Genomic DNA, 21526 nt, shown 5'->3' on the forward strand with positions numbered 1-21526 from the left:
AATTAGCCTTCTGTACCTGTAGATTTTAAATCTATCTTTAAATTTCTACATTCAGACATTGTTTTTGAGGCCCTAGCTATTACGTTTGAATAATAATAATCACTATCTATTTTTATTACTTCATTTTGAAAAATTAATTCTTTAATAATTGATGACTTTAAAGAAGTGTTTTTTTCAATATGTAAATTTATTTGGTTAATTAAACTGCTATCTAATTCATCTTTATCATTAAATAGTTTTCTATGATTCATTGATTCTGCAAGTTCATTTATTATTAGCCAGTCCTCTTTTGCAAGTTCGGGTGGGTAAGATGCTTTATAAGCTTTTTGAAGTCTTCCTTCTAAATTTGTAAAGTAGCCATTTTGTTCTGTGTAGGCAGCACCAGGCAAAATAATGTCTGCCATTTCTGCTCCTTTATCACCATGAGAGCCTTGATAAATAATAAACTCATTTTTTTTTTCAAAATTGATAGTGTCTAAACCTAAAAGATAAACAATTTCAAATTTGTGAGCTTCCAAGTCTTTCAAAACTTCATTGTCGCCATTAGTTGTTTTATATACCCCAAGATCAAATGCTCCTACTGTAGATGCGTTTTCAGAAATAACATTTAAAGCATTCCAATCAATAGAAAGTTTATTATTTTCTTCTAAAAATTGTTTGATTGATTCAAAAATATATTTTGATGATTTACTTTTTAATGCAGATTGACCCATTATAACCATAGGTTTCTTTGCTTGTTTAATTAAATTAGACACCTCATGTTTACCTTCTATAATTTTTTTAACAGTTTCAGTATTTCCATCTAGAGACTGATACGGGAATGTTAGATCACCCATTTCATTTAGAGCAATAATTTTAGTTTTATTTTGAAGATAGGATTTTCTAATTCGGGCATTTAAAATTGTTGCTTCAAATCTAGGATTTGTCCCTAAAAGGAAAATAAAATCAGCTTCTTCAATTCCATTGATTGATGAATTAAATAAATAATTTTCTCTTTTTTCTGGGTTTAAATAAATGTGATTATCCCTAGACTCTATATTTTGAGAACCTAATGTTTTATTAAAAAATTCTTTAAATATATAGAGTGTTTCCATGTTGATTAAGTCACCAGTTAACCCACAAATTTTTTCTTTATCAGTATTTTTAAATTTTGACTTAATTATATTAAAAACTTCAGACCATGATGCTTTTTCAAATTTTCCATTATATTTAATGTAAGGTGTGTCTAGTCTTTGGTTTAATAGACCGTCACATGCATGTCTTGTTTTGTCAGAAATCCATTCCTCATTGATATCTTCGTTTATTCTTGGCAATATTCTTTTTACTTCCCATCCATAAGTATCAACCCTTATATTGGATCCAATAGCATCCATGACATCAATAGATTCTGTTTTTTTTAACTCCCAAGGTCTTGCCTCAAAAACATAAGGTTTAGATGTTAAAGCTCCAACTGGACATAAATCAACAACATTTGCTGATAATTCTGATTGCATCGATTGCTCAAGGTATGTAGTTATTTGCATATCTTCACCACGTCCTATGGCACCTATTTCTGGTACACCTGCAACTTCCGTAGCAAACCTAACACATCTAGTACAATGGATACATCTAGTCATTTGAGTTTTAATTAAAGGACCCATATTTTTTTCAGGAACTTGTCTTTTATTTTCTTTAAATCTAGATTTATCTACTCCATAAAACATTGATTGATCTTGAAGATCGCATTCACCACCTTGATCACATACAGGGCAATCTAATGGATGATTTGCAAGTAAAAATTCCATTACACCTTTTCTTGCTTTTTCAACAAACTCAGTATTTGTTTTAATATTCATGCCTTCGGCAGCAGGCATTGCACATGATGCAACTGGTTTTGGAGATTTTTCCATTTCAACTAAGCACATTCTACAATTTCCAGCAATTGAAAGCTTTTCATGATAACAAAATCTTGGAATTTCAACTCCAGCTTTTTCACAAGCTTGTAAGACTGTTAAGCCATCTTCAACTTCAACTTCAATATTATTAACTTTTAATTTAGGCATTTTTTTTATCCAATAAATGTTGATCAACTAAATACGGAATTTCATTAAGTTTTTTTATCGTTGGTTCAATATTGTTCCTTTTTTCAATTTCTTTTCTAAAGTGTCTTAATAAACCTTGAACTGGCCATGAAGACCCTTCACCAAAAGCACAAATGGTATGACCAGCAATTTGATTTGTAACATCTCCAAGCATTTCAACTTCATCTTTTGATGCCTCACCTTTAGCCATTCTTTCTAACATTCTCCACATCCATCCAGAACCTTCTCTGCACGGTGTGCACTGTCCGCAACTTTCATGTTTGTAAAATCTGGCAATTCTTGCCATACACTTAATAATATCCTGGTCATTATTTATAACAACAATACCTGCGGTTCCTAAACCACTTTTTTCTGCGACAAGTGAATCAAAATCCATCGTTAAAGTTTCACATGTTTTTTTGGGTATAATGGGCATAGAAGATCCACCTGGTATTACAGCTTGTAAATTTTCCCATCCACCAACTACTCCTCCTGCATGTACTTCAATTAATTCTTTAAGAGATACGCTCATTTCTTCTTCAACGTTACAAGGTTTATTAACATTTCCAGATATACAAAATATTTTAGTTCCTGTATTTTTTGCTTTACCTAGTGAAGCGAACCATTTACCACCTTTTCTCAAAATCGTTGGAACAACAGCTATAGTTTCCACGTTATTAATTATTGTTGGACATCCATATAATCCTATTAATGCTGGAAAAGGAGGTTTTAATCTTGGCTGACCTTTTTTACCCTCAATACTTTCTAGAAGTGCAGTTTCTTCACCACATATATAAGCACCTGCTCCATAGTGAATATAAATATCTAAATCCCAACCAGTGCCAGAAGCATTTTTACCTATTAGTTTTTTTTCATATGCTTCATCAATTGCCTTTTGTAGTTTTTGTCCATCTATAAAATATTCACCACGTATATAAATATAGCAAACATGAGCCTGAACTGCGTAGGCAGCAATCAAACATCCTTCAATTAATTTATGAGGTTCAAACCTTAAAATATCACGATCCTTACAGGTGCCTGGCTCAGATTCATCACCATTTATAACTAGATAGTGAGGTCTAGAACCAAGCTCTTTAGGGGCAAAAGACCATTTAAGTCCTGTAGGAAATCCAGCCCCACCTCTTCCTCTTAATTCCGATGATTTAACTTCATCTATAATCCATTCTCTACCTTTTTTTATCATTTGAGCAGTATCTACCCAATCACCTCTATTTTTCGAAGACTCTACATCAGAACCATTGTCGTTATAAAGGTTTTGAAATATTCTATCTTTATCTTTAAGCATTTTTTAAATCCAAAAGTGTTTTTCTGTTATTTTCAGGTTCATTATTAGTTCTTCCTCTATATGATCCTGGTTTTGGTGTCTTACCATCAAGTATCTCATCTAGAATTTTTAAAGTTTTTTCTTTATCAAGATCTTCATAATAGTCATCATTAATTTGCATCATTGGGGCATTAACACATGCTCCCAAACATTCAACTTCCATCCAAGAACATGATTTATCAAAAGATAATTCACCTTCATTTTCTGAAATTTTATCTTTGCATGCCTCAACAAGTTTATAAGCTCCTCTAATCATGCATGGTGTAGTTGTGCAAATTTGAATAAAGTGTTTTCCAACTGGAGATAAATTATACATTGAATAAAAAGTAGCTACCTCATAGACTTTTATATAAGGCATATCTAAAAACTTTCCAATATATTTCATAGCTGCTAGTGGTATCCAGTTATCATTTTGTTTTTGAACAATATACAATAATGCCATTACAGCGCTTTGTTGTTTTCCTTCTGGATATTTAGAAACTATTTCTTTTGCAGCAGCTAGACTAGCTGCTGAAAATTCAAATTTTTCGGGTTGTTCTTTTGCAGGTTTTCTTAAGCTCATTATCTGTCGACCTCTCCAAAAACAATATCTAATGACCCTAAAACAGCAGGTACATCGGCTAACATGTGTCCTTTAATTAAATAATCCATTGCTTGTAGATGTGAAAAGCCTGGAGCTCTAATTTTACATTTGTAGGGTTTGCTAGTTCCATCAGAAATTAAATAAACACCAAATTCACCTTTCGGTGCTTCAACAGCAGTATAAATTTCATCTTTGTCAACACGGTAACCTTCGGTAAATAATTTAAAGTGATGAATTAAAGCTTCCATAGATTGTTTAATATCTTTTTTAGGTGGAGGGCTAATTTTTCCATCTAATGATTTAATTGGTCCTTTTGTCATTTTAGCTAAACATTGTTTTATTATTGAAACACTTTCTCTCATTTCTTCAATTCTACATAAATATCTATCAAAACAATCTCCATTTTTTCCCACTGGAATTTTAAACTCTAATTGCTCATAACAGTCATAAGGTTGTGATTTTCTTAAATCCCAAGGAACACCTGATCCTCTAATCATAACTCCACTAAAAGAATAATCCAATGCATCTTCCTTAGTTACAATTCCTATATCAACATTTCGTTGCTTAAATATTCTATTATCAGTTAATAATGTTTCAAGATCATCTATTATTTTAGGAAATGACTCACAAAATTTACCTATATCTTCTTCAAGACCCATTGGTAAATCTTGATGAACACCACCAGCTCTAAAATAATTGGCATGCAGTCTTGAGCCAGATGCTCTTTCATAAAAGGTCATTAATGTTTCACGCTCCTCAAAACCCCAAAGAGATGGCGTTAAAGCACCAACATCAAGTGCTTGAGTTGTAACGTTTAATATATGGCTTAATATTCTTCCTATTTCACAAAACATTACTCTAATTAGTTGAGCTCGAATGGGAACATTTATCTTTAAAATTTTTTCTATAGCCAAAGCAAAAGCATGTTCTTGATTCATTGGCGCAACATAATCAAGTCTGTCAAAATAAGGGACAGCTTGCATATACGTTTTATTTTCTATTAGTTTTTCAGTTCCTCTGTGAAGAAGTCCGATATGTGGATCAGCTTTTTCAACAACCTCCCCATCCAATTCTAAAATCAATCTTAAGACACCATGAGCCGCAGGGTGTTGAGGTCCAAAATTTAGATTTAATGTTTTAATTTTTTTTGTCATTTTCAAGGTCAGTTTGATCTTTAATATATTTGGTTCCGTCCCACGGACTTTCGTAATCAAAATTTCTATAATTTTGTTCTAACTTAACTGGTTCACTGATAACTTTTTTTTGGTCTTCGCTATACCTAACTTCAGTATGACCAGTTAAAGGAAAATCTTTTCTTAAAGGGTGTCCTTCAAAACCATAATCAGTGAGTATTCTTCTCATATCTGGATGATCTTTAAATTTAACACCATACATATCAAAAACTTCTCTCTCCATCCAATTTGCTGCAGGATAAATGGGTGTTAATGAAGATATAACTTCATTTTCACTTATTAAATAACTTAAAATAATTCTTTGATTAAACTCGTGACTTAAAAATAAGTACACAACTTTAAAACGTTGAGCATTTTCAGGATAGTCGACAACAGTAATATCAATTAACTGCCTAAATTTTGTATTTTCATTACTTTTTATAAATAGCGTAACATCTAACAAGTTTTCATTATCAATATCAATATATAGCTGCTCATGTTTAATCTCAGTTTTTTTAATCTTTGTTGTAAGCTCTGAGTTAATTTTTTTTTCAAGATCTATTAAGTTTTTCATATAAATTATCTTTCAAAAGATCCTTTGTTTCTAATTTTTTTTTGTAACTGCATAATCCCATAAAGTAATGATTCAGCAGATGGAGGACAGCCTGGTACATAAATATCTACAGGAACTATTTTATCACAGCCACGAACTACAGAATAAGAGTAGTGGTAATAACCACCACCATTTGCACAACTTCCCATCGAAATAACATATCTCGGTTCAGGCATTTGATCATAAACCTTTCTTAACGCCGGTGCCATTTTATTGGTTAAGGTTCCAGCTACAATCATAACATCAGATTGTCTTGGTGAGCCTCTTGGTGCAGCGCCAAATCTTTCTAGATCATATCTAGGCATTGCTGTTTGCATCATTTCAACAGCACAACAAGCTAAACCAAAAGTCATCCAGTGTAATGAACCAGCTCTTGACCAATTTATTAAATTATCAAGAGATGTTGTTATAAAACCATTTTTACTAAAATCTTCAGCAAGTTTCTTAAATTCTTCAGGAATTTCTTTATTATTATTTTCTAGGTTCATAATTTAAAATTTTATTCCCAATCTAGTGCACCTTTTTTCCATTCATAAATAAAACCAATTGTAAGAATAAACAAAAAGATCATCATTGAAATAAAACCAAGACCTCCAATATTACCTAAAGATATTGCCCAAGGAAAAAGGAAAGCTATCTCTAAATCAAATATTATAAATAGAATTGCCACTAAATAAAACCTTACATCAAATTCCATTCTGGAATCTTCAAATGGTTCAAAACCACATTCGTATGCAGATAATTTTTCAGGATCTGGGTGTTTAGGTGATAGTATTAAATTTACAACAACAAAAGCGCAACTCAGCCCAAGTGCAATAATCAAAAATATAATAATTGGTAAGTAATCTTTTAAAAATTCTGAAAGCATTTGAGTCTATATAGCAGTTTTTATATCATGTTGAAGGGTACTTACGTCACATTTTAAATAATATAAACCTTAAATATTAAGGAAAAGTGGCGGGAGTGAAGGGACTCGAACCCTCGACCTATCGCGTGACAGGCGATCGCTCTAACCAACTGAGCTACACCCCCACTTTAGTTGTTTTGGTGGGCAGTAAAGGACTCGAACCTTTGACCCCCTCGGTGTAAACGAGATGCTCTACCAACTGAGCTAACCGCCCAAAACAAGCGCTACTATTACATCAACGATTGGATAATGTAAATTGGTAATTATTGAATACTGGCTTGAGATTTATCACCAGATTGAGAAATTTTTTCAACCTCAACCCATTCAACTCTTTTTAACTCTTTAGTTAAAGCTATTTTTAATACTTCATCAGCATGCTCAACTGGAGTAATTTTTATATCATCAATAATTTTCTTAGGCATATCAACAAGATCTTTTTCATTTTCCTTAGGAATTATAACTTGTTTTATTCCAGCTCTGTGTGCTGCTAATAGTTTTTCTTTTAATCCACCAATTGGTAATACTTGACCTGTTAATGTCACCTCACCAGTCATTGCAACATCTCTTCTGACAGGATTATTGGTAATTGCAGAAACTATTGATGTAACCATTCCAATGCCTGCTGACGGTCCATCTTTAGGTGTTGCTCCTTCTGGAACATGAATATGAAAATCTTTTTTTTCAAACAAAGGAGGAATAATTCCATAATCTAAACTTTTTGATCTGATGAAAGATTTTGCAGCCTTGATGGACTCTTGCATTACATCACCTAGTTTTCCCGTAATTTGCATTCTGCCTTTTCCTGGCATTATAACAGTTTCAATTTTAAGAATTTCCCCACCGTATTCAGTCCACGCCAAACCTGTGACAACACCAATTTTATCTTCACTTTCAAGTTCACCAAATTTAAATTTTTGAATCCCTAAATAATCTGGTAAATTTTTTAAATCAATTTTAACTTCTTTCTCTTCACCAGAGACTACTTTCTTAACAACTTTCCTAGCTACTTTTGAAATTTCTCTTTCTAGGTTTCTTACACCAGATTCCTTTGTATAACTTTGGATAATTTCTTTAATAATATCCTCAGATAAAGTCATTTCATTTTCTTTAACTCCATTATCTTTAACTTGCTTAGGAAGTAGATACTTATTTGCAATATTAATCTTTTCATCTTCCGTGTAACCAGCCAATCTAATTACTTCCATTCTATCTAATAATGGGGGTAGAATATTTAAAGTATTAGCTGTAGTTACAAACATCACGTCAGATAAATCATAATCAACTTCTAGATAGTGATCGTTAAATGTAGCATTTTGTTCTGGATCTAATGCTTCTAATAAAGCAGAAGATGGATCACCTCTGTAATCATTTCCAATTTTATCTATTTCATCAAGGAGAATAAGTGGATTTTTTGTACCTGCTTTTTTCATCATTTGAATAATTTTACCAGGTAAAGAACCAATATAAGTTCTTCTATGACCTCTTATTTCAGCTTCATCTCTCATACCACCAACAGAAACTCTTACAAACTCTCTATTAGTAGCTTTCGCAATAGATTTTCCTAATGATGTTTTGCCAACACCAGGAGGACCAACTAAGCATAAAATTGGGCCTTTAATTTTATCCATTCTTTTTTGGACTGCTAAAAATTCAATAATTCTTTCTTTAACTTTTTCTAAACCAAAATGATCCGCATCAAGAACAGAAAGTGCTTTCTTAAGATCAATATCGACCTGATCTTTTTTATACCAAGGTAAATCTGTCATCCAGTCAAGATAATTTCTGACAACAGTAGCCTCTGCAGACATAGGACTCATGTTTTTTAATTTTTTAAGCTCAGCCATACATTTCTTCTCAACATCTTTTGGCATTTTTGCCTTAATAATTAATTTATTTAAACTTGAAGTCTCATCTTTTCCATCTTCAATTTCACCTAATTCTTTTTGAATAGCTTTAAGTTGTTCATTTAAATAATATTCTCTTTGAGTTTTTTCCATTTGAGTTTTAACTCTACCTCTAATTCTTTTCTCAACTCCAATAATACTAGTTTCATTCTCCATTATTTTAATTATAGAATTAAGTCTTTTCTTAACATCTATAGTTTCAAAAATTTGCTGCTTCTCTGAAATAGTAGCTGTTAGGTGAGACGCAATATTATCAGCGATATGTGATGCGTCAGTTAATTTCTTAATGTTATTAATCGTTTCACTTGATATTTTTTTATTAATTGAAGTTAGTTTTTCCAATCTTCTTACTGCAGTCATTGCCAGTGGTAATAAATCTTCATCTTTGATTACCACATCATGATGATGAGCATATTCACAAATAATAAATTTTTCATTATCTTTAAAATTTAAGATTTTTACTCTTTTACTTCCTTCAACTAAAACTTTTACTGTGCCATCTGGTAATTTTAATAATTGTAAAATATTACCTTCACAACCATACATAAAAACATCAGTTTTTTTTGGATCGTCTATTTCTGAATTTTTTTGAGTAACTAGGACAATTTTTTTGTCCTTTTTCATAACTTCATTTAAGGCAGCAATAGATTTATCTCTACCTACAAACAAGGGAATAACCATGTTCGGAAATACAACAATATCCCTTAACGGCAATAAAGGTTTTTCAATTTTAACATCCATGATCTAAATATGGATATTATATATTATATTGCAATAGCTATTTATTACTTATTAACGTGAAATTAAGCAGCTGAAGTTTTGTCAGTCTTAGTTTTGCTACTATTTTTTGAATGAACAATGATTGGTTGAGATAGGCCTTTGGCCGCACTCGCATCTACAATAACTTCTTCCACATTATCTTGACTTGGAAGATCGTACATTGTTTTTAATAAAATATTTTCTAAGATTGATCTAAGGCCTCTAGCCCCAGTTTTCTTGTTAATTGCTTTTTGTGCAATCTCTTTAACTGCATTTTCCTTAAAGCTTAACTTGGCTCCATCTAGTTTAAATAATTCTTGGTATTGCTTAATTAATGAGTTTTTTGGTTCTTGTAGTATTTTAACTAAAGATTTCTCATCAAGGTCTTCTAATGTTGCTATCATTGGAAGTCTCCCAATAAACTCAGGGATCAAACCATATTTTAACAAATCTTCAGGTTCTAAAGTTTTCATCCACTCACCTGTTTTTTTATCATCTGTTTTTTTAACATTTGCACCAAATCCAATCGATGTACCTTTGTCTCTTTGAGATATAATTTTATCTAAGCCAGCGAATGCCCCTCCGCATATAAACAAGATGTTAGTAGTGTCTACTTGTAAGAATTCTTGCTGTGGATGTTTTCTTCCTCCTTGAGGTGGAACGCTAGCTACTGTGCCTTCCATGATTTTTAATAATGCTTGTTGTACACCCTCTCCAGATACATCTCTTGTAATAGATGGATTTTCTGACTTTCTGCTAATCTTATCAACTTCATCTATATATACAATTCCACGTTGTGCTTTTTCAACATTATAATCAGCAGCTTGTAATAATTTTAAAATTATATTTTCAACATCTTCACCAACATAACCAGCCTCTGTTAAAGTAGTTGCATCTGCCATTGTGAAGGGAACATCAAGAATTCTTGCTAGTGTTTGAGCTAATAAAGTTTTTCCACAACCGGTTGGTCCCACTAAAAGAATATTTGATTTTGAAAGTTCAACTGTTTTACTTGTTTTAGTTTCATAATTAAGTCTTTTATAGTGATTATGAACAGCTACTGATAAAACTTTTTTTGCATGAGGTTGACCAATAACATAATCATCTAATACTGTACAAATTTCTTTTGGTGGTGGTAACCCATCTTGATGCTTAACAAATGTATCTTTACTTTCTTCTTTGATAATATCCATACATAGTTCAACACATTCATCACATATAAATACAGTTGGACCCGCAATAAGCTTTCTAACCTCATGTTGGCTCTTGCCACAAAAAGAACAGTAAAGAATATTTTTATTATTTGTTGTCATATAATTTATAAACGAATCAATTGAATTACTTTAATATAGATGACTCATATTAATCAAGTATCAGTTTAGTGGGGTGTCAAAATGTTGTGTATTAAGATCTGTTTTCAACTACATTGTCAATCAAACCAAACTCTTTTGCAACATTTGGAGTCATAAAATTATCACGTTCTAGTGCTTTCTTAACATCATCAATAGATTTTCCAGTATGCTTTGAGTAAATCTCATTAAGTCTCTTTTTCAAGGCCATAACTTCATTTGCATGAATTTCAATATCAGTAGCCTGCCCCTGATAACCAGCAGAAGGTTGATGAACCATAATTCTAGAGTTTGGCAAAGAAAATCTTTTACCTTTTTTGCCCGCAGATAACAAAAATGAACCCATTGATGCAGCTTGACCGATACATAATGTTGAAATATCTGGTTTAATGTATTGCATAGTGTCATAGATTCCAAGACCTGCAGTCACAAGTCCTCCAGGGCTATTAATATATAAATTAATTTCTTTTTTTGGATCCTCAGACTCTAAAAATAAAAGTTGTGCCGTAACTAGAGATGCTACGTTATCATTTATTGGTCCTACTAAAAAAATAATTCTCTCTTTAAGAAGTCTTGAATAAATATCATAAGCTCTCTCACCTTTGTTTGATTGTTCAACAACCATCGGTACAAGAGTGTTCATTTGATCTAATAAATTTGTTGTCATAAGTTGATTCTTTTACTTATACAACTTGTGATTACTTTTTACTAACTTTTTTTGCAGGAGTTTTTTTAGATCCTGAAGGCTTTAGTTTTTTTTCAGTTTTAGCAGGCTCAGAGGCTTTTTTTGCAGTAGGTTTTTTAGATGAAGAAGGTTTTGACCTTTTTTCTTCAGGTTGATCGTGATCATGTTCGTGATTATGGTCTTGCTTTTGATGTTCTTTTAAAATCTTTTCAGCTTCTTCTTTACTAATCTCTTTTTTAGATGGTTTTGCTTTAGTTTTTATTAGATCAATAATTTTTTCTTCATACACAGTTCCTCTTAAACTGGCTAATGCTGATGGATTTTTTTGATAAAACTCCATTACCATCTTTTCTTGTCCTGGCATCATTCTTAATTGTTTTTGAACTTCAGTCTGAACTTCTTGTTCAGTAACTTTAACTTTATTCTGTTCGCCAAATTCATTTAAAATTAATCCAACCTTAATTCTTTTTTTGGCAATTTTTTCAAAGTTTTTTCTGTTTTTTTTAAAATCTTCTTCTGTCATACCTTGTGCTAAAATTTTAACCTCTTCTTCAATTAAATTTTCCGGAATTTCATCAACCTTAAAGTTTTCAATTTCCTTCAAGATTTGAGTTTTAGCCAATTTATCTAGAGAATTTTTATACTCATCATTGATCTGTTTGCTAACCAATGTTTTTAGGTCAGCAAGATCTTTTGCACCTAAATTTTTAGCAAAAACATCATCTATTTTTACTTCTTCTGATTTTTTAACCTCTATAATTTTACAAATAAAATTAGCTTTCTTATTTGCGTATTCTTTTTGTGGATAATTTTCAGGAAGTGTAACATCGACAGATTTTTCATCATTTTTTTTAACACCAGTTAGCTGCTTGTCAAAGCCCTTAATAAATAAATCCTTACCTAAAATTAATTGTGTGTTTTTTCCTTCACCACCCTTAAAATCTTTTCCATCAATTGTTGCTTTGTAGTCAAATATAACTAAATTTTCATCTACTGCCTTAACATCAGCTGCTACTTCTTTAAAATTATTTTGACTTTTTGCTATTTCTTTAATTCTTTTATCAGTTTCTTTTGCATCAATTTTAACTGAATATTCATCAAATTTAATATTTTCAACAGACTTAAGTTCGACTTTTGGAAGTTCTGTCACTGACATTACATATTCAAGATCTTTATCTTCACCATAAGTTTTAAGATCAAGTTTGGGTTGTCCGGCTGGCTTAATTTTATTATCTTCTAAAGCTTTAACTGAAGTATCTTTAAGAACTTTATCAAGAAGTTCACTAAAAATTGCCTGACCAAATTGTCTTTTTAAAATCTCTTTAGGGACTTTTCCTGGTCTAAAACCTTTTAAGTTAACAGTCTTTTTAATTTCTTCATATTTTTCATCCATATAAGAATTCATAGTTTTTTTATCTATGAAAACTTTAATATCTTTATTTAAACCTTTTTTATTTTCTACTGTAACTTTCATAATTTTCTAAACTTGTTGGTAGGCGAAAAAGGACTCGAACCTTCACATCTTTCAATACTGGTTCCTAAGACCAGCGCGTCTACCAATTCCGCCATTCGCCCACAATTCTTGTGGCTTTATATAGGATAGATTCTATTTGTCCAATGACAATAATTATGAAATATAATAATATTCATTATATTTACTAAAAATTTAAAAAAATGATTATTTCTCCATGTATAAGCATATGTAAAACAGATCCTAAAACTGGATACTGCTACGGTTGTGGCAAAAATAATGATGAAAAAAAGATGTGGAAATTGGTAGGAACATCAGAGGAATGGAAAAAATATAATCTAATAACTATTCAATCAAGACTGGAAGGCTGGCAATTAGAAAGTTTTAAAGACTCTTATAATCATAAAATTAAAAATGGAATTTCTCTTTATAAAAAAAATTTGATAAAATGAATAAAACAATATTAGTTACATTAATTTATATTATTGGTGTCTTAATTGGTGCTTTTTTCTTCAAAGTTTGGGGTGCAGAAACAACATTTATAAAAACTATTTCAATATTTTTATGGACAATAATTTTTTTAATTGCACTATTTTATGCAGACAAGCATGAGAGAAAAAATTAAGATTTTTTATTAACAGTATTTTTCTTATTTAGTTTATTAATTAAATTTATTTTTTTTGATCCAAACTTACTGTTTGTAATATTACTTCGATGTTTTGCAAAAGCTTGCTTTTGAGCTAACTTCATTGCTTTTTTTGATGACATAATACCTATTCTATATTTTATTATAAAGAAATATAGTTTTAATTATTGCTTGTATTTATACTGGCTAGAATATTAAAATTTTTATCCGTTATTACAATCTCACCTGAAGAAGTAGACACATTTAAAATTTCTGAGATTACAACATAATGTGTTACTAAGATTAGGTTTTTTTTTCCTTCCCATTTTATTATATAATCTTTTAATTCTTTTATCTGCTTATCTTTATTATGAGCAAACTTTTGACTAAAAAATGAATTTAAGAAACTTTTAGTTTCATGATTGATAAAAGCATATTTTGATGTTTCTTTACATCTGCACCATTCGCTAGATAAAACTTTATCAATTTTTATATTATGTTCTTTGAAAAACTTACCTATCCGCTTTGATTGAGCAATACCTTCGAAATTTAAATTACGTTGTGAGGCACAGTTTGATATATCAAATCCATCAGGATCGCCTCCACCTGGTGCATATGCATGCCTTATAAATATTATCTTTCCATCATCACTGAATATATTTTGAAGATCATTTGCTGAAATAACTTTAAAAGATACATTGAAAGATATAAGCAAGAGTAAAGTAATTTTAATTATTCTCATAAATGAATACTAAATTTAAAAAACTAAATAATTCAATAATTAAATGTAAAAAATGCTCTAGGTTAATTAAATTTAGTAAGAAAATTTCAATAACAAAAAGAAAGCAAAATATTACCGAAGTTTACTGGGGAAAACCAGTTGCTGGCTTTGGTGATATTGATGCCAGATTAATGATTATTGGTCTTGCGCCTGCCGCGCATGGCGGGACAAGGACTGGTAGGGCATTTACAGGAGATAAATCTGGTGATTTTTTATTTAGCTGTCTCCATAAGGTTGGTATATCAAACATCCCTACCTCAATACATCGTAAAGATGGGTTAAAACTTAATAGTACATATATTACAAATATCTTAAAATGTGTTCCCCCTGAAGATAAACCATTAAATAAAGAGCTAAGTAACTGTTCAAATTATTTTGATAATGAGATTCAAAATTTAAAAAACTTAAAAGTTATAATAAGCTTAGGTAAAATTGCTTTTGATAATTGTGTTAAATTTTATAAAAAAAATTATTTAATTAAGCAAAAATTTATATTTAAGCATGGTATTAAATATAAATTACCTGATGGGAAAATTTTAATTGCCTGTTATCACCCTAGTCCACGTAATGTTAATACTAAAGTCATTAATAAAAAAAAAATGATAAGTCTACTTAAAGCTGCTAAAAATCACTCTAAAGCTTAATAGTATCACAAAAGTAAGGTTTAAAATCTTGAAACAAAGTATCTGGTATCTTCATAGGTTTACCCTCCTTATTAACAAATACTAAATGAACTTTTGCTTCAACTATTAAATCTTCACCCCTTTTAATAAATTGATTCATAAAAAATGATGTTTTTGTAATTGATTTAACAAAAGATCTTATAGTTAGCTCATCTTCAAGATGAGCAGAAATTTTATATTCAATATTACATGACTTAACTATAATTTGAGCTTCAAAGTCATTTTTAATCTTTTTATTATTAAAACCTAATGTGACTAAAGCTTCTGTACGGGCTCTTTCAAGAAATTTCAAATAATTAGCATAATACACTATGCCTCCAGCATCTGTATCCTCATAATAAACTTTAACATTGTGAAAAAAATTTTTATGCATTCATATATAATAACAAAAAAAATAATATTTAATACTAAACTAAGATACAATCATCATAATGAAAGTTTATATTATTTGGTTAATTGGTGTTATTTTATGGAATTTTGCTGTACCGAATGCTGCACCCATTGAGGATGTAATTGTAGCTGTACTTTTATCCTTTTTAAGTATTGCTCTTAAAAAAGTATTTAAATAATCTCATTTTGCTGAAAAATAAATATCTTGATAATAAGATATAGCTTTTAACTTTGAGTTATCTGTATCAGTCATTATTGCAACTCCGGATATATCTTCCACATTTATTCCATGAAGTTTCATAAAGTCTTCCTTAACATTAGATTTGACAGTCACCCACTTATCAAGGTTTTCTTGAGTTGTTGATAAAACATAATCAATTGATTTTTTTGTATATGGACTAGGTGAATTTTTTCCTACTTTATTATTGCTAGAAAACACATAATTTATAGCTCTATTAGAAAGGGCTGTAGAGCCAGTTTTTTTTATAACGAATACTCTTGCAGCATAATCATGTCCCTTTTTACTGTTTTCTATTATACCAGATAAGTCTTTTTCAACTTTCCAAGTAATATTAATAAAAGGGGTTTTTAGTAGATCAATTTTAATTTCTTTACCTAAGCCAGATCCTTTACCTTCAGCTTCTGCTTTAATAAAATTACCTTTTTCGTTAGAGCCAAGAGTCCATGTTGTTTCACCTTTGTATTTTTTTCCAACTTTTAGTGTGTTGAATTCCTCATCTGTAAAATCAAAAACAGTAATTTTTTCAGCATTAACATTAGTTAGAAGTAAAAAAGAAGAAAATATTGTTATTATAAAATTTCTTAACATAAGAAAACTGTATAGCTAAAATTTTTTAAAAAACAACATTTGAACACACTTTAAACATTCTAAGATCAATATTTAATATTATTAAACAGAATGAAATCAATTTCTATATTTGTACTTTTAATTTATTGGTCAGTAATTTTACTTGCACCAGTAATCTCTAAAGAAGATAAAGTTGATCTAAAAACTTTAACAATTAGTCTTAATAAGTAGATCTACCACCACTAATATCAAAAACAGCAGCTGTTGAAAATGAGTTTTCTTCAGATGAAAGCCAGCAAATTAGAGATGTAAATTCTTCAATTTCTAAAAATCTACCTCTTGGCACTTTTGATAACATTCTAGCCACATGTTCTTTTGACATTTGGTTTAATATTCTTGTTTTAGCCCCTGCTGGAGTAACAGCATTAACAGCTACATTTTTATCAGCCAGTTCTTTTCCTAGCGATTTTGTTAAACCAATAACACCCGCTTTTGCTGAGCTATAAGCACTTGCGTTTGCATTACCATCTTTTCCAGCAACTGATGCAACATTAACTATTCTACCATAATCATTTTTAATCATGTAAGGCACCACACATTTACAACAGTTAAATGTGCCCATTAAGTTAATTTCTATTATTTTATTCCATTCAACTACATCATAATCCCAAAGTGAAGACGTAGACCCAGTAATACCTGCATTATTAATTAAAATATCGATATTTGAAGATTTTGCTGTTTTATCAACTGTATCTTTGACATTTTTAAAATCAGATACGTCAACGACATTATATGAAAGATTTGGATCGTTCACAGCTTTAACAGCTTTCTTTAATTCTTCTTCATCTATATCCCAGATAATAGCTTTTGCTCCTGACTTTAAAAAACGTTTAGCAATATCTAAACCAAAACCTTGTGCTCCACCCGTGATAATTGCTATTTTATTTTTTAAATCAAATTGATGCATAAAATTATTTACTTGCTAATAAATAGTAAGTCAATGAAGAGATAAAAGCACCAATTAACCAAGAGTAAGAATTAAAATTCATTAAACTTTCGTTCCAAATTGTTGAGGCAGTAAAAATAAACCCTAAGATTATAGAATATGCAGCTTTTATATGCCATCCATTTGAATAAAAGTAAGCTCCACCAGGTTCTGCTAAAAATATATCCTTATTATCTAAGTTTGAATTTTTAACTAAATAATAATCTATAATCATAACTCCAAAAAGAGGTCCAAAAAATGAAGAAAATGTATCAACAAAAGATAAAATTCCTATCTGACTTAATAATGGTAACCAAAAAATACCAATTACAAATCCAAAAAAAACAATAATATAAGAAGAAGTTTTTAGATTAAGTTTGCTTGGAAAGAAATTTAACAAAGAATTTTGAGCAGGCACATAATTTGCAATTAGATTAGTAGACGCTGAAGCTACAATAATAAAAAATAAAACTATTACAGTTATAATAGTGTTATCTAGAGTTCCTATAATATCCGTAGGATTTGTAAGAATTTTCCCGATGTCCTCAAGTTTTTGATGAAAAATTACATCAGCTCCAACAACTATAAAAACAGCAAAAAACGAGAAAATAACGAGATTTAAAAATAAACTTAAATTACCTTTTTTCAATTCTTCTTCATCTTTAACATAACGGGCAAAGTCTCCAAAATTTACAAGAATAATTGAAAAGTAAGCAAAAACTATTCCAACCACAGTAATCAAAGGGGCAATATTACTCTTAAGAAATATATTATTATAAGTAAAAATATCAGCAAATGATCTTGAAACCTCCTTAACATCCAAAAGAAGCACAACAAAAAAAAATAATAACATTCCTATGTAAACTGTTATTGCTGAATAATTAATAATTAACTTATTAAATTTATGACTTTTACTGAATAAAAAAGATTGCAATAGAATTGCTATTAAAAAAGAGGCCCAATCAATAATGTTAAGACCTGAAATAAAAATTAAAAAAATATCGTATTGAAGGAAAGTATTATCAACAGAAAAGAAAAATATTCGAATTAAATAACTAAATGCTTTTGATAAAAAATATGTTTGAATGCCAAACATGAAGATACCAACAAAGCCTCTTATTAAAGAAAAATATTTTGCCCCAAACACACCTAATGAGGTCCTTAAAATAACAGGAAATGGAAGACCATATTTTTGAGATGGCTTTCCTATCAAGTTAGCTAAAAAATAAACTAGAAGAGATCCAATTAAACTTCCTAAAAAAATAACTGCAACGTTTAAATCATAAACAAGGTATAATGATGCTATTAAGGAAAAAGCAATAACACTTTGTATATTGATACCCCAAAAACAAAAAATATCCTTCCAATTCCAAGTTTTATCATTCGGGTTAACTGAAACTAACTCCCAGTTAATAAGATTAATTTTATTTTTATGCTGAATCACTAATAAATAATAAACTAATAAGTTAAAATGGAATATCTTTTTTTTTCATTTGTAATAGTATTCTGGATTTAATGCACTTTCTTAAAAAAAATATTGGTTACTTAGCAATGTTTCTTGCTGTAATTGGGTTTGGCTCAGGTCCTCCGTTTGTAAAGCTTGCTCTAGAAGAATTTCAAATTGTTGATCTATTAGCAGTAAGGTTTGCAATTGCTTTTTTGCTTATGTTAACTTTTGCTTTAATAATGAGAGTTGACTTATCAATTAGAAAAATAGGTCTAACACCTTTCTTGATGGGCTTATTAAACCCTTTTCTTGTAACGTTAGCTTTTCATGTGGGTTTAATGCTTACGTCACCTATTAACGGTGTTGCTATTATAAGCACTATGCCAATTATGCAGCCTTTTGTTGCTAAGATATTTTTAGATGAAAAAATTGAGATAAAGGTTTTAATAGGAGCTTTTATAACAATTATTGGGACTTATATTCTCTTATCAAGTCAAACTATTATCGGTCAGGGAAATTATATTGGAGATTTTATTATTTTTGCTGGAATGACTTTGGCTTCAATTAATGAGGTAATTGGTAGAAAAAAAATGCAAACTAATGTTAACCAACTAGGTGTAAATACTTATCAATATTTTACTGGTTTCATTTTATCATTTTTAATATTATTTATTATTTGGCCTAACTCTACATTTGGCTATTCATTTCATTTAGAATTTACACCATCAGTAATAGCTGCAATCACTTTATCTTTTATAACTTTTGGTTCTTATTTATTTTATAATTATGCTTTAAGGAGAGTGTCAGTAGGAAGAATTAGTCTTATGTATCCTTTAACAGGACCCATAGGTGCTTTATCTGCCTGGTTGGTAATTGATGCTGAAATTACTTTAAAGATATTTATTTCACTGGGAATTATTCTAGTTGGAACTGTAATTCCTTATATAAATAAAAAATAAACTCTTAATTAAGGATACATTATACTAGGTAACCAAAGTGCAATTTGAGGAAATATAATAATTAAGATTAAACCTAAAACCTGTATTCCCATAAATTGCATCATACCAAGATAAATATCTTTAAGTTCCCATTCTGGCACAACACCTTTTAAGAAATACGCAGATAGAGCTACGGGTGGAGATAGCCAGGCGGTCTGTAAATTTACCGCTACAAGTATGGCAAACCAAGTCAAGTTAAAGTCTAATTCTTTAATTAATGGAACAAAAATTGGTAACACAATAAGAACTATTGGTACCCATTCTAAAGGCCAACCTAACAAGAAAATTACTGCCATTAATATAGCTAAAATAACATATCTGTTAACTTCAAGATTTAATAAAAATTCAGTTAATAAAGATGGTGTTCCTAATTTTGAAAAAACTGCTCCAAAGAAATTTGATGCAGCAACTAAAAACATTATTAATGCAGTAATCTCTAAAGTTTTAATTAAAGAATTCTTTAAAGTTTTTAAAGTTAATTTTTTATATGCTAAAGCAAGTAATAAAGATCCAATAGCTCCAATACCAGCACCTTCAGTAGGTGTTGCTAAACCAAACAATATACTACCTAGTGCAAAAAATACTAATCCCGCAGGAGGTACTAACCCTAAAAAGAATTCTATCCAAACTTTACCCATACTTTTTGGCTGCATACTTTTTGGTAAAATTGGACCAAGTTTTGGATCAAAATAACATCTAACAGTAGTGTAAAGAGCATAAAGAAATGCCAACATTATTCCTGGAATTATTGCTGCAGCAAATAAATCTGTTACTGGGATTTCTAAAACAGGCCCCATCACCACCAACATAATACTTGGCGGAATTAAAATTCCAAGAGTTCCTCCAGCACATATTAAACCTGCTGATAATCTAGTATCGTATCCAGATTTAATCATAGTTTTACCTGCCATGATTCCAAGAATTGTTACTGATGCTCCAACTATTCCTGTTGCAGCAGCGAAAATTGTAGACACAAACATAACTGCGTAAAATAATGCACCTCTTGTTCTAGATAGCATTAATTGTATAGCTGAAAATAGTCTTTCCATAAGACCTGCAGATTCCATTAATATACCCATAAAAATAAAGAGTGGGACAGCAACCAGTGTGCTTTCTGTCATAATCATATTGAACTGTAGGGTCATTAGATAAAAAACTAACTGTCCAAAACCCCAGTAACCAAACACAAGACCTAAAAATATTAATGTAAATGAAATAGGAAACCCAATAAAGATAGCAAATAACATTACCCCTATCATTAGTGCTCCAATTAATTCTTGTGAAAAAATTTCCATTATGGCCATCTACCTTTCACAAAAGCATAATATGTTTTGAATAATTCTGATATCCCTTGAATTAATAATAAAAAAGCTCCAATTGGCATACAACTTTTTAATGGCCACATTACTGGCATCCAAGTGGTATCCATTGCTCTTTGAATTCTAACTTTTCCGTCTAAGCATTCTGCTAAAATAAATTTCCCACAAATAGAAGTATAAGCATAATCAAAGCTTACCCAAAAAAAGACTATGAAGCCCGGAAAGAAGAATAATAAATATAAGAATAAGTCTACTTTGGCTTGAGTTTTAACTTTCCAATTTCTATATAAAAAGTCAGCTCTTATATGAATACCTTTTGATAATGCGTAACCAGCACCCAACATAAAAAATGCTCCTGCAATCATTCTGGTTACATCATAAGCCCAAAGAGTTGGTCTATTAAAAAAATGTCTACCAATAACTTCAAAAGTCATTGCAAAAATTAGAGGAATTACCATCCAACAAACTATTTTACCAACTCTTAACATGTTAAGATCGATTAACTCTATAGTTTTTGCCATCCAAGGAGTCATGTCCTTAGGCATTTTTAAACTAGTTCGACGTTCTGCTATTAACTCATCAGTAATATCTAGAGTTTCTTTAACACCAGCAGAATGTGATTTTTTTTTGACCATTTTATTG

Annotated in this window: 24 protein-coding genes and 3 tRNA genes; 5 read left to right on the forward strand and 22 right to left on the reverse strand. The window is 30.3% G+C overall.

Translation table 11 applies throughout. The features are described 5' to 3' along the window. Positions 1–2 precede the first annotated feature (2 nt). The 14 genes from nuoG to E5R92_RS01600 all read right to left on the reverse strand — a co-directional run bounded on the left by nuoG (position 3) and on the right by E5R92_RS01600 (position 12952). Positions 3–2042, reverse strand: coding sequence for an NADH-quinone oxidoreductase subunit NuoG (gene nuoG / locus E5R92_RS01535; protein ID WP_168606358.1), 2040 nt, complete (start codon positions 2040–2042; stop codon positions 3–5). Continuing rightward, the gene (gene nuoF, locus E5R92_RS01540) at positions 2035–3366 is read right to left on the reverse strand and encodes an NADH-quinone oxidoreductase subunit NuoF (protein WP_168606359.1); all 1332 of its coding nucleotides are present in this window, start codon (positions 3364–3366) and stop codon (positions 2035–2037) included. The genes nuoG and nuoF overlap by 8 nt, the downstream gene beginning before the upstream one ends. Then, positions 3359–3967 (reverse strand): NADH-quinone oxidoreductase subunit NuoE, encoded by a 609-nt coding sequence (gene nuoE / locus E5R92_RS01545; RefSeq protein ID WP_168606360.1) that lies wholly within the window; start codon positions 3965–3967, stop codon positions 3359–3361. The genes nuoF and nuoE overlap by 8 nt, the downstream gene beginning before the upstream one ends. Further along, positions 3967–5142 (reverse strand): NADH-quinone oxidoreductase subunit D, encoded by a 1176-nt coding sequence (locus E5R92_RS01550; protein WP_168606361.1) that lies wholly within the window; start codon positions 5140–5142, stop codon positions 3967–3969. Before E5R92_RS01550 ends, nuoE begins: the two co-directional genes overlap by 1 nt. Then, positions 5126–5734 carry an NADH-quinone oxidoreductase subunit C gene (locus E5R92_RS01555; RefSeq protein ID WP_168606362.1) on the reverse strand — a complete coding sequence of 203 codons (609 nt, stop codon included), beginning with the start codon at positions 5732–5734 and terminating at the stop codon, positions 5126–5128. Before E5R92_RS01555 ends, E5R92_RS01550 begins: the two co-directional genes overlap by 17 nt. A 5-nt stretch (positions 5735–5739) precedes the next feature. Continuing rightward, entirely contained in the window at positions 5740–6261 is a 522-nt protein-coding gene (locus tag E5R92_RS01560; protein WP_168606363.1) for a NuoB/complex I 20 kDa subunit family protein, read from the reverse strand. A gap of 11 nt (positions 6262–6272) precedes the next feature. Beyond that, on the reverse strand, positions 6273–6641 hold the full coding sequence (locus E5R92_RS01565; RefSeq protein ID WP_168606364.1) for an NADH-quinone oxidoreductase subunit A: 369 nt from the start codon (positions 6639–6641) through the stop codon (positions 6273–6275). Positions 6642–6728: 87 nt separating this feature from the next. Next, a tRNA-Asp gene (locus E5R92_RS01570) sits at positions 6729–6805 on the reverse strand. Between the two features lie 13 nt (positions 6806–6818). After that, positions 6819–6894 (reverse strand) — tRNA-Val (locus E5R92_RS01575). A 49-nt stretch (positions 6895–6943) separates the two neighbouring features. Beyond that, on the reverse strand, positions 6944–9325 hold the full coding sequence (gene lon / locus E5R92_RS01580; protein WP_168606365.1) for an endopeptidase La: 2382 nt from the start codon (positions 9323–9325) through the stop codon (positions 6944–6946). A gap of 62 nt (positions 9326–9387) precedes the next feature. Beyond that, positions 9388–10656, reverse strand: a complete 1269-nt coding sequence (gene clpX, locus E5R92_RS01585) for an ATP-dependent Clp protease ATP-binding subunit ClpX (protein ID WP_168606366.1) — start codon at positions 10654–10656, stop codon at positions 9388–9390. A 91-nt stretch (positions 10657–10747) separates the two neighbouring features. Further along, the gene (gene clpP, locus E5R92_RS01590; protein WP_168606367.1) at positions 10748–11359 is read right to left on the reverse strand and encodes an ATP-dependent Clp endopeptidase proteolytic subunit ClpP; all 612 of its coding nucleotides are present in this window, start codon (positions 11357–11359) and stop codon (positions 10748–10750) included. A 31-nt stretch (positions 11360–11390) separates the two neighbouring features. After that, a complete protein-coding gene (tig, locus tag E5R92_RS01595) occupies positions 11391–12851 on the reverse strand; it encodes a trigger factor (RefSeq protein WP_168606368.1) in 1461 nt (486 codons plus the stop codon). 16 nt (positions 12852–12867) lie between these two features. After that, a tRNA-Leu gene (locus E5R92_RS01600) sits at positions 12868–12952 on the reverse strand. Positions 12953–13051: 99 nt separating this feature from the next. On the opposite strand from E5R92_RS01600, the gene E5R92_RS01605 reads away from it, so the two are divergent. Continuing rightward, complete coding sequence (locus E5R92_RS01605; RefSeq protein ID WP_168606369.1) at positions 13052–13300, forward strand: DUF1289 domain-containing protein; 249 nt, start codon at positions 13052–13054, stop codon at positions 13298–13300. Next, positions 13297–13473 carry a hypothetical protein gene (locus E5R92_RS01610; RefSeq protein WP_168606370.1) on the forward strand — a complete coding sequence of 59 codons (177 nt, stop codon included), beginning with the start codon at positions 13297–13299 and terminating at the stop codon, positions 13471–13473. Before E5R92_RS01605 ends, E5R92_RS01610 begins: the two co-directional genes overlap by 4 nt. Here E5R92_RS01610 and E5R92_RS01615 read toward each other — a convergent pair. After that, positions 13470–13616, reverse strand: coding sequence for a hypothetical protein (locus E5R92_RS01615; RefSeq protein WP_168606371.1), 147 nt, complete (start codon positions 13614–13616; stop codon positions 13470–13472). The genes E5R92_RS01610 and E5R92_RS01615 overlap by 4 nt on opposite strands. Positions 13617–13654: 38 nt before the next feature. Next, positions 13655–14215 carry a histidine phosphatase family protein gene (locus E5R92_RS01620; RefSeq protein WP_168606372.1) on the reverse strand — a complete coding sequence of 187 codons (561 nt, stop codon included), beginning with the start codon at positions 14213–14215 and terminating at the stop codon, positions 13655–13657. Positions 14216–14217: 2 nt separating this feature from the next. On the opposite strand from E5R92_RS01620, the gene E5R92_RS01625 reads away from it, so the two are divergent. Beyond that, a complete protein-coding gene (locus tag E5R92_RS01625) occupies positions 14218–14898 on the forward strand; it encodes a uracil-DNA glycosylase (protein ID WP_168606373.1) in 681 nt (226 codons plus the stop codon). Here the strand turns inward: E5R92_RS01625 and E5R92_RS01630 are convergent. Next, positions 14888–15310: a YbgC/FadM family acyl-CoA thioesterase gene (locus E5R92_RS01630; protein WP_168606374.1), complete on the reverse strand. Its 423-nt coding sequence runs from the start codon at positions 15308–15310 to the stop codon at positions 14888–14890. The genes E5R92_RS01625 and E5R92_RS01630 overlap by 11 nt on opposite strands. Before the next feature lie 58 nt (positions 15311–15368). On the opposite strand from E5R92_RS01630, the gene E5R92_RS01635 reads away from it, so the two are divergent. Continuing rightward, the gene (locus tag E5R92_RS01635; protein ID WP_168606375.1) at positions 15369–15506 is read left to right on the forward strand and encodes a hypothetical protein; all 138 of its coding nucleotides are present in this window, start codon (positions 15369–15371) and stop codon (positions 15504–15506) included. Between the two features lie 2 nt (positions 15507–15508). On the opposite strand, the gene E5R92_RS01640 is transcribed toward E5R92_RS01635, so the two are convergent. The 3 genes from E5R92_RS01640 to E5R92_RS01650 form a co-directional block, all read right to left on the reverse strand. After that, positions 15509–16156 carry a DUF3047 domain-containing protein gene (locus E5R92_RS01640; protein WP_168606376.1) on the reverse strand — a complete coding sequence of 216 codons (648 nt, stop codon included), beginning with the start codon at positions 16154–16156 and terminating at the stop codon, positions 15509–15511. Between the two features lie 199 nt (positions 16157–16355). Then, positions 16356–17102, reverse strand: a complete 747-nt coding sequence (locus E5R92_RS01645; protein ID WP_168606377.1) for an SDR family NAD(P)-dependent oxidoreductase — start codon at positions 17100–17102, stop codon at positions 16356–16358. Positions 17103–17106: 4 nt separating this feature from the next. Further along, positions 17107–18564, reverse strand: coding sequence for a cytosine permease (locus E5R92_RS01650; protein WP_168606378.1), 1458 nt, complete (start codon positions 18562–18564; stop codon positions 17107–17109). A 71-nt stretch (positions 18565–18635) separates the two neighbouring features. Between E5R92_RS01650 and E5R92_RS01655 the strand changes: the two genes are divergently transcribed. After that, complete coding sequence (locus E5R92_RS01655; RefSeq protein WP_168606379.1) at positions 18636–19526, forward strand: DMT family transporter; 891 nt, start codon at positions 18636–18638, stop codon at positions 19524–19526. A gap of 8 nt (positions 19527–19534) precedes the next feature. Here the strand turns inward: E5R92_RS01655 and E5R92_RS01660 are convergent, their stop codons facing one another. Both E5R92_RS01660 and E5R92_RS01665 read right to left on the reverse strand, forming a co-directional pair. After that, positions 19535–20860 carry a TRAP transporter large permease gene (locus E5R92_RS01660; RefSeq protein ID WP_168606380.1) on the reverse strand — a complete coding sequence of 442 codons (1326 nt, stop codon included), beginning with the start codon at positions 20858–20860 and terminating at the stop codon, positions 19535–19537. Next, the gene (locus E5R92_RS01665) at positions 20860–21519 is read right to left on the reverse strand and encodes a TRAP transporter small permease subunit (RefSeq protein ID WP_168606381.1); all 660 of its coding nucleotides are present in this window, start codon (positions 21517–21519) and stop codon (positions 20860–20862) included. Before E5R92_RS01665 ends, E5R92_RS01660 begins: the two co-directional genes overlap by 1 nt. Positions 21520–21526: the final 7 nt, after the last annotated feature.

It is taken from the genome of Candidatus Pelagibacter giovannonii, from assembly GCF_012276695.1.
Lineage (GTDB): Bacteria > Pseudomonadota > Alphaproteobacteria > Pelagibacterales > Pelagibacteraceae > Pelagibacter > Pelagibacter giovannonii.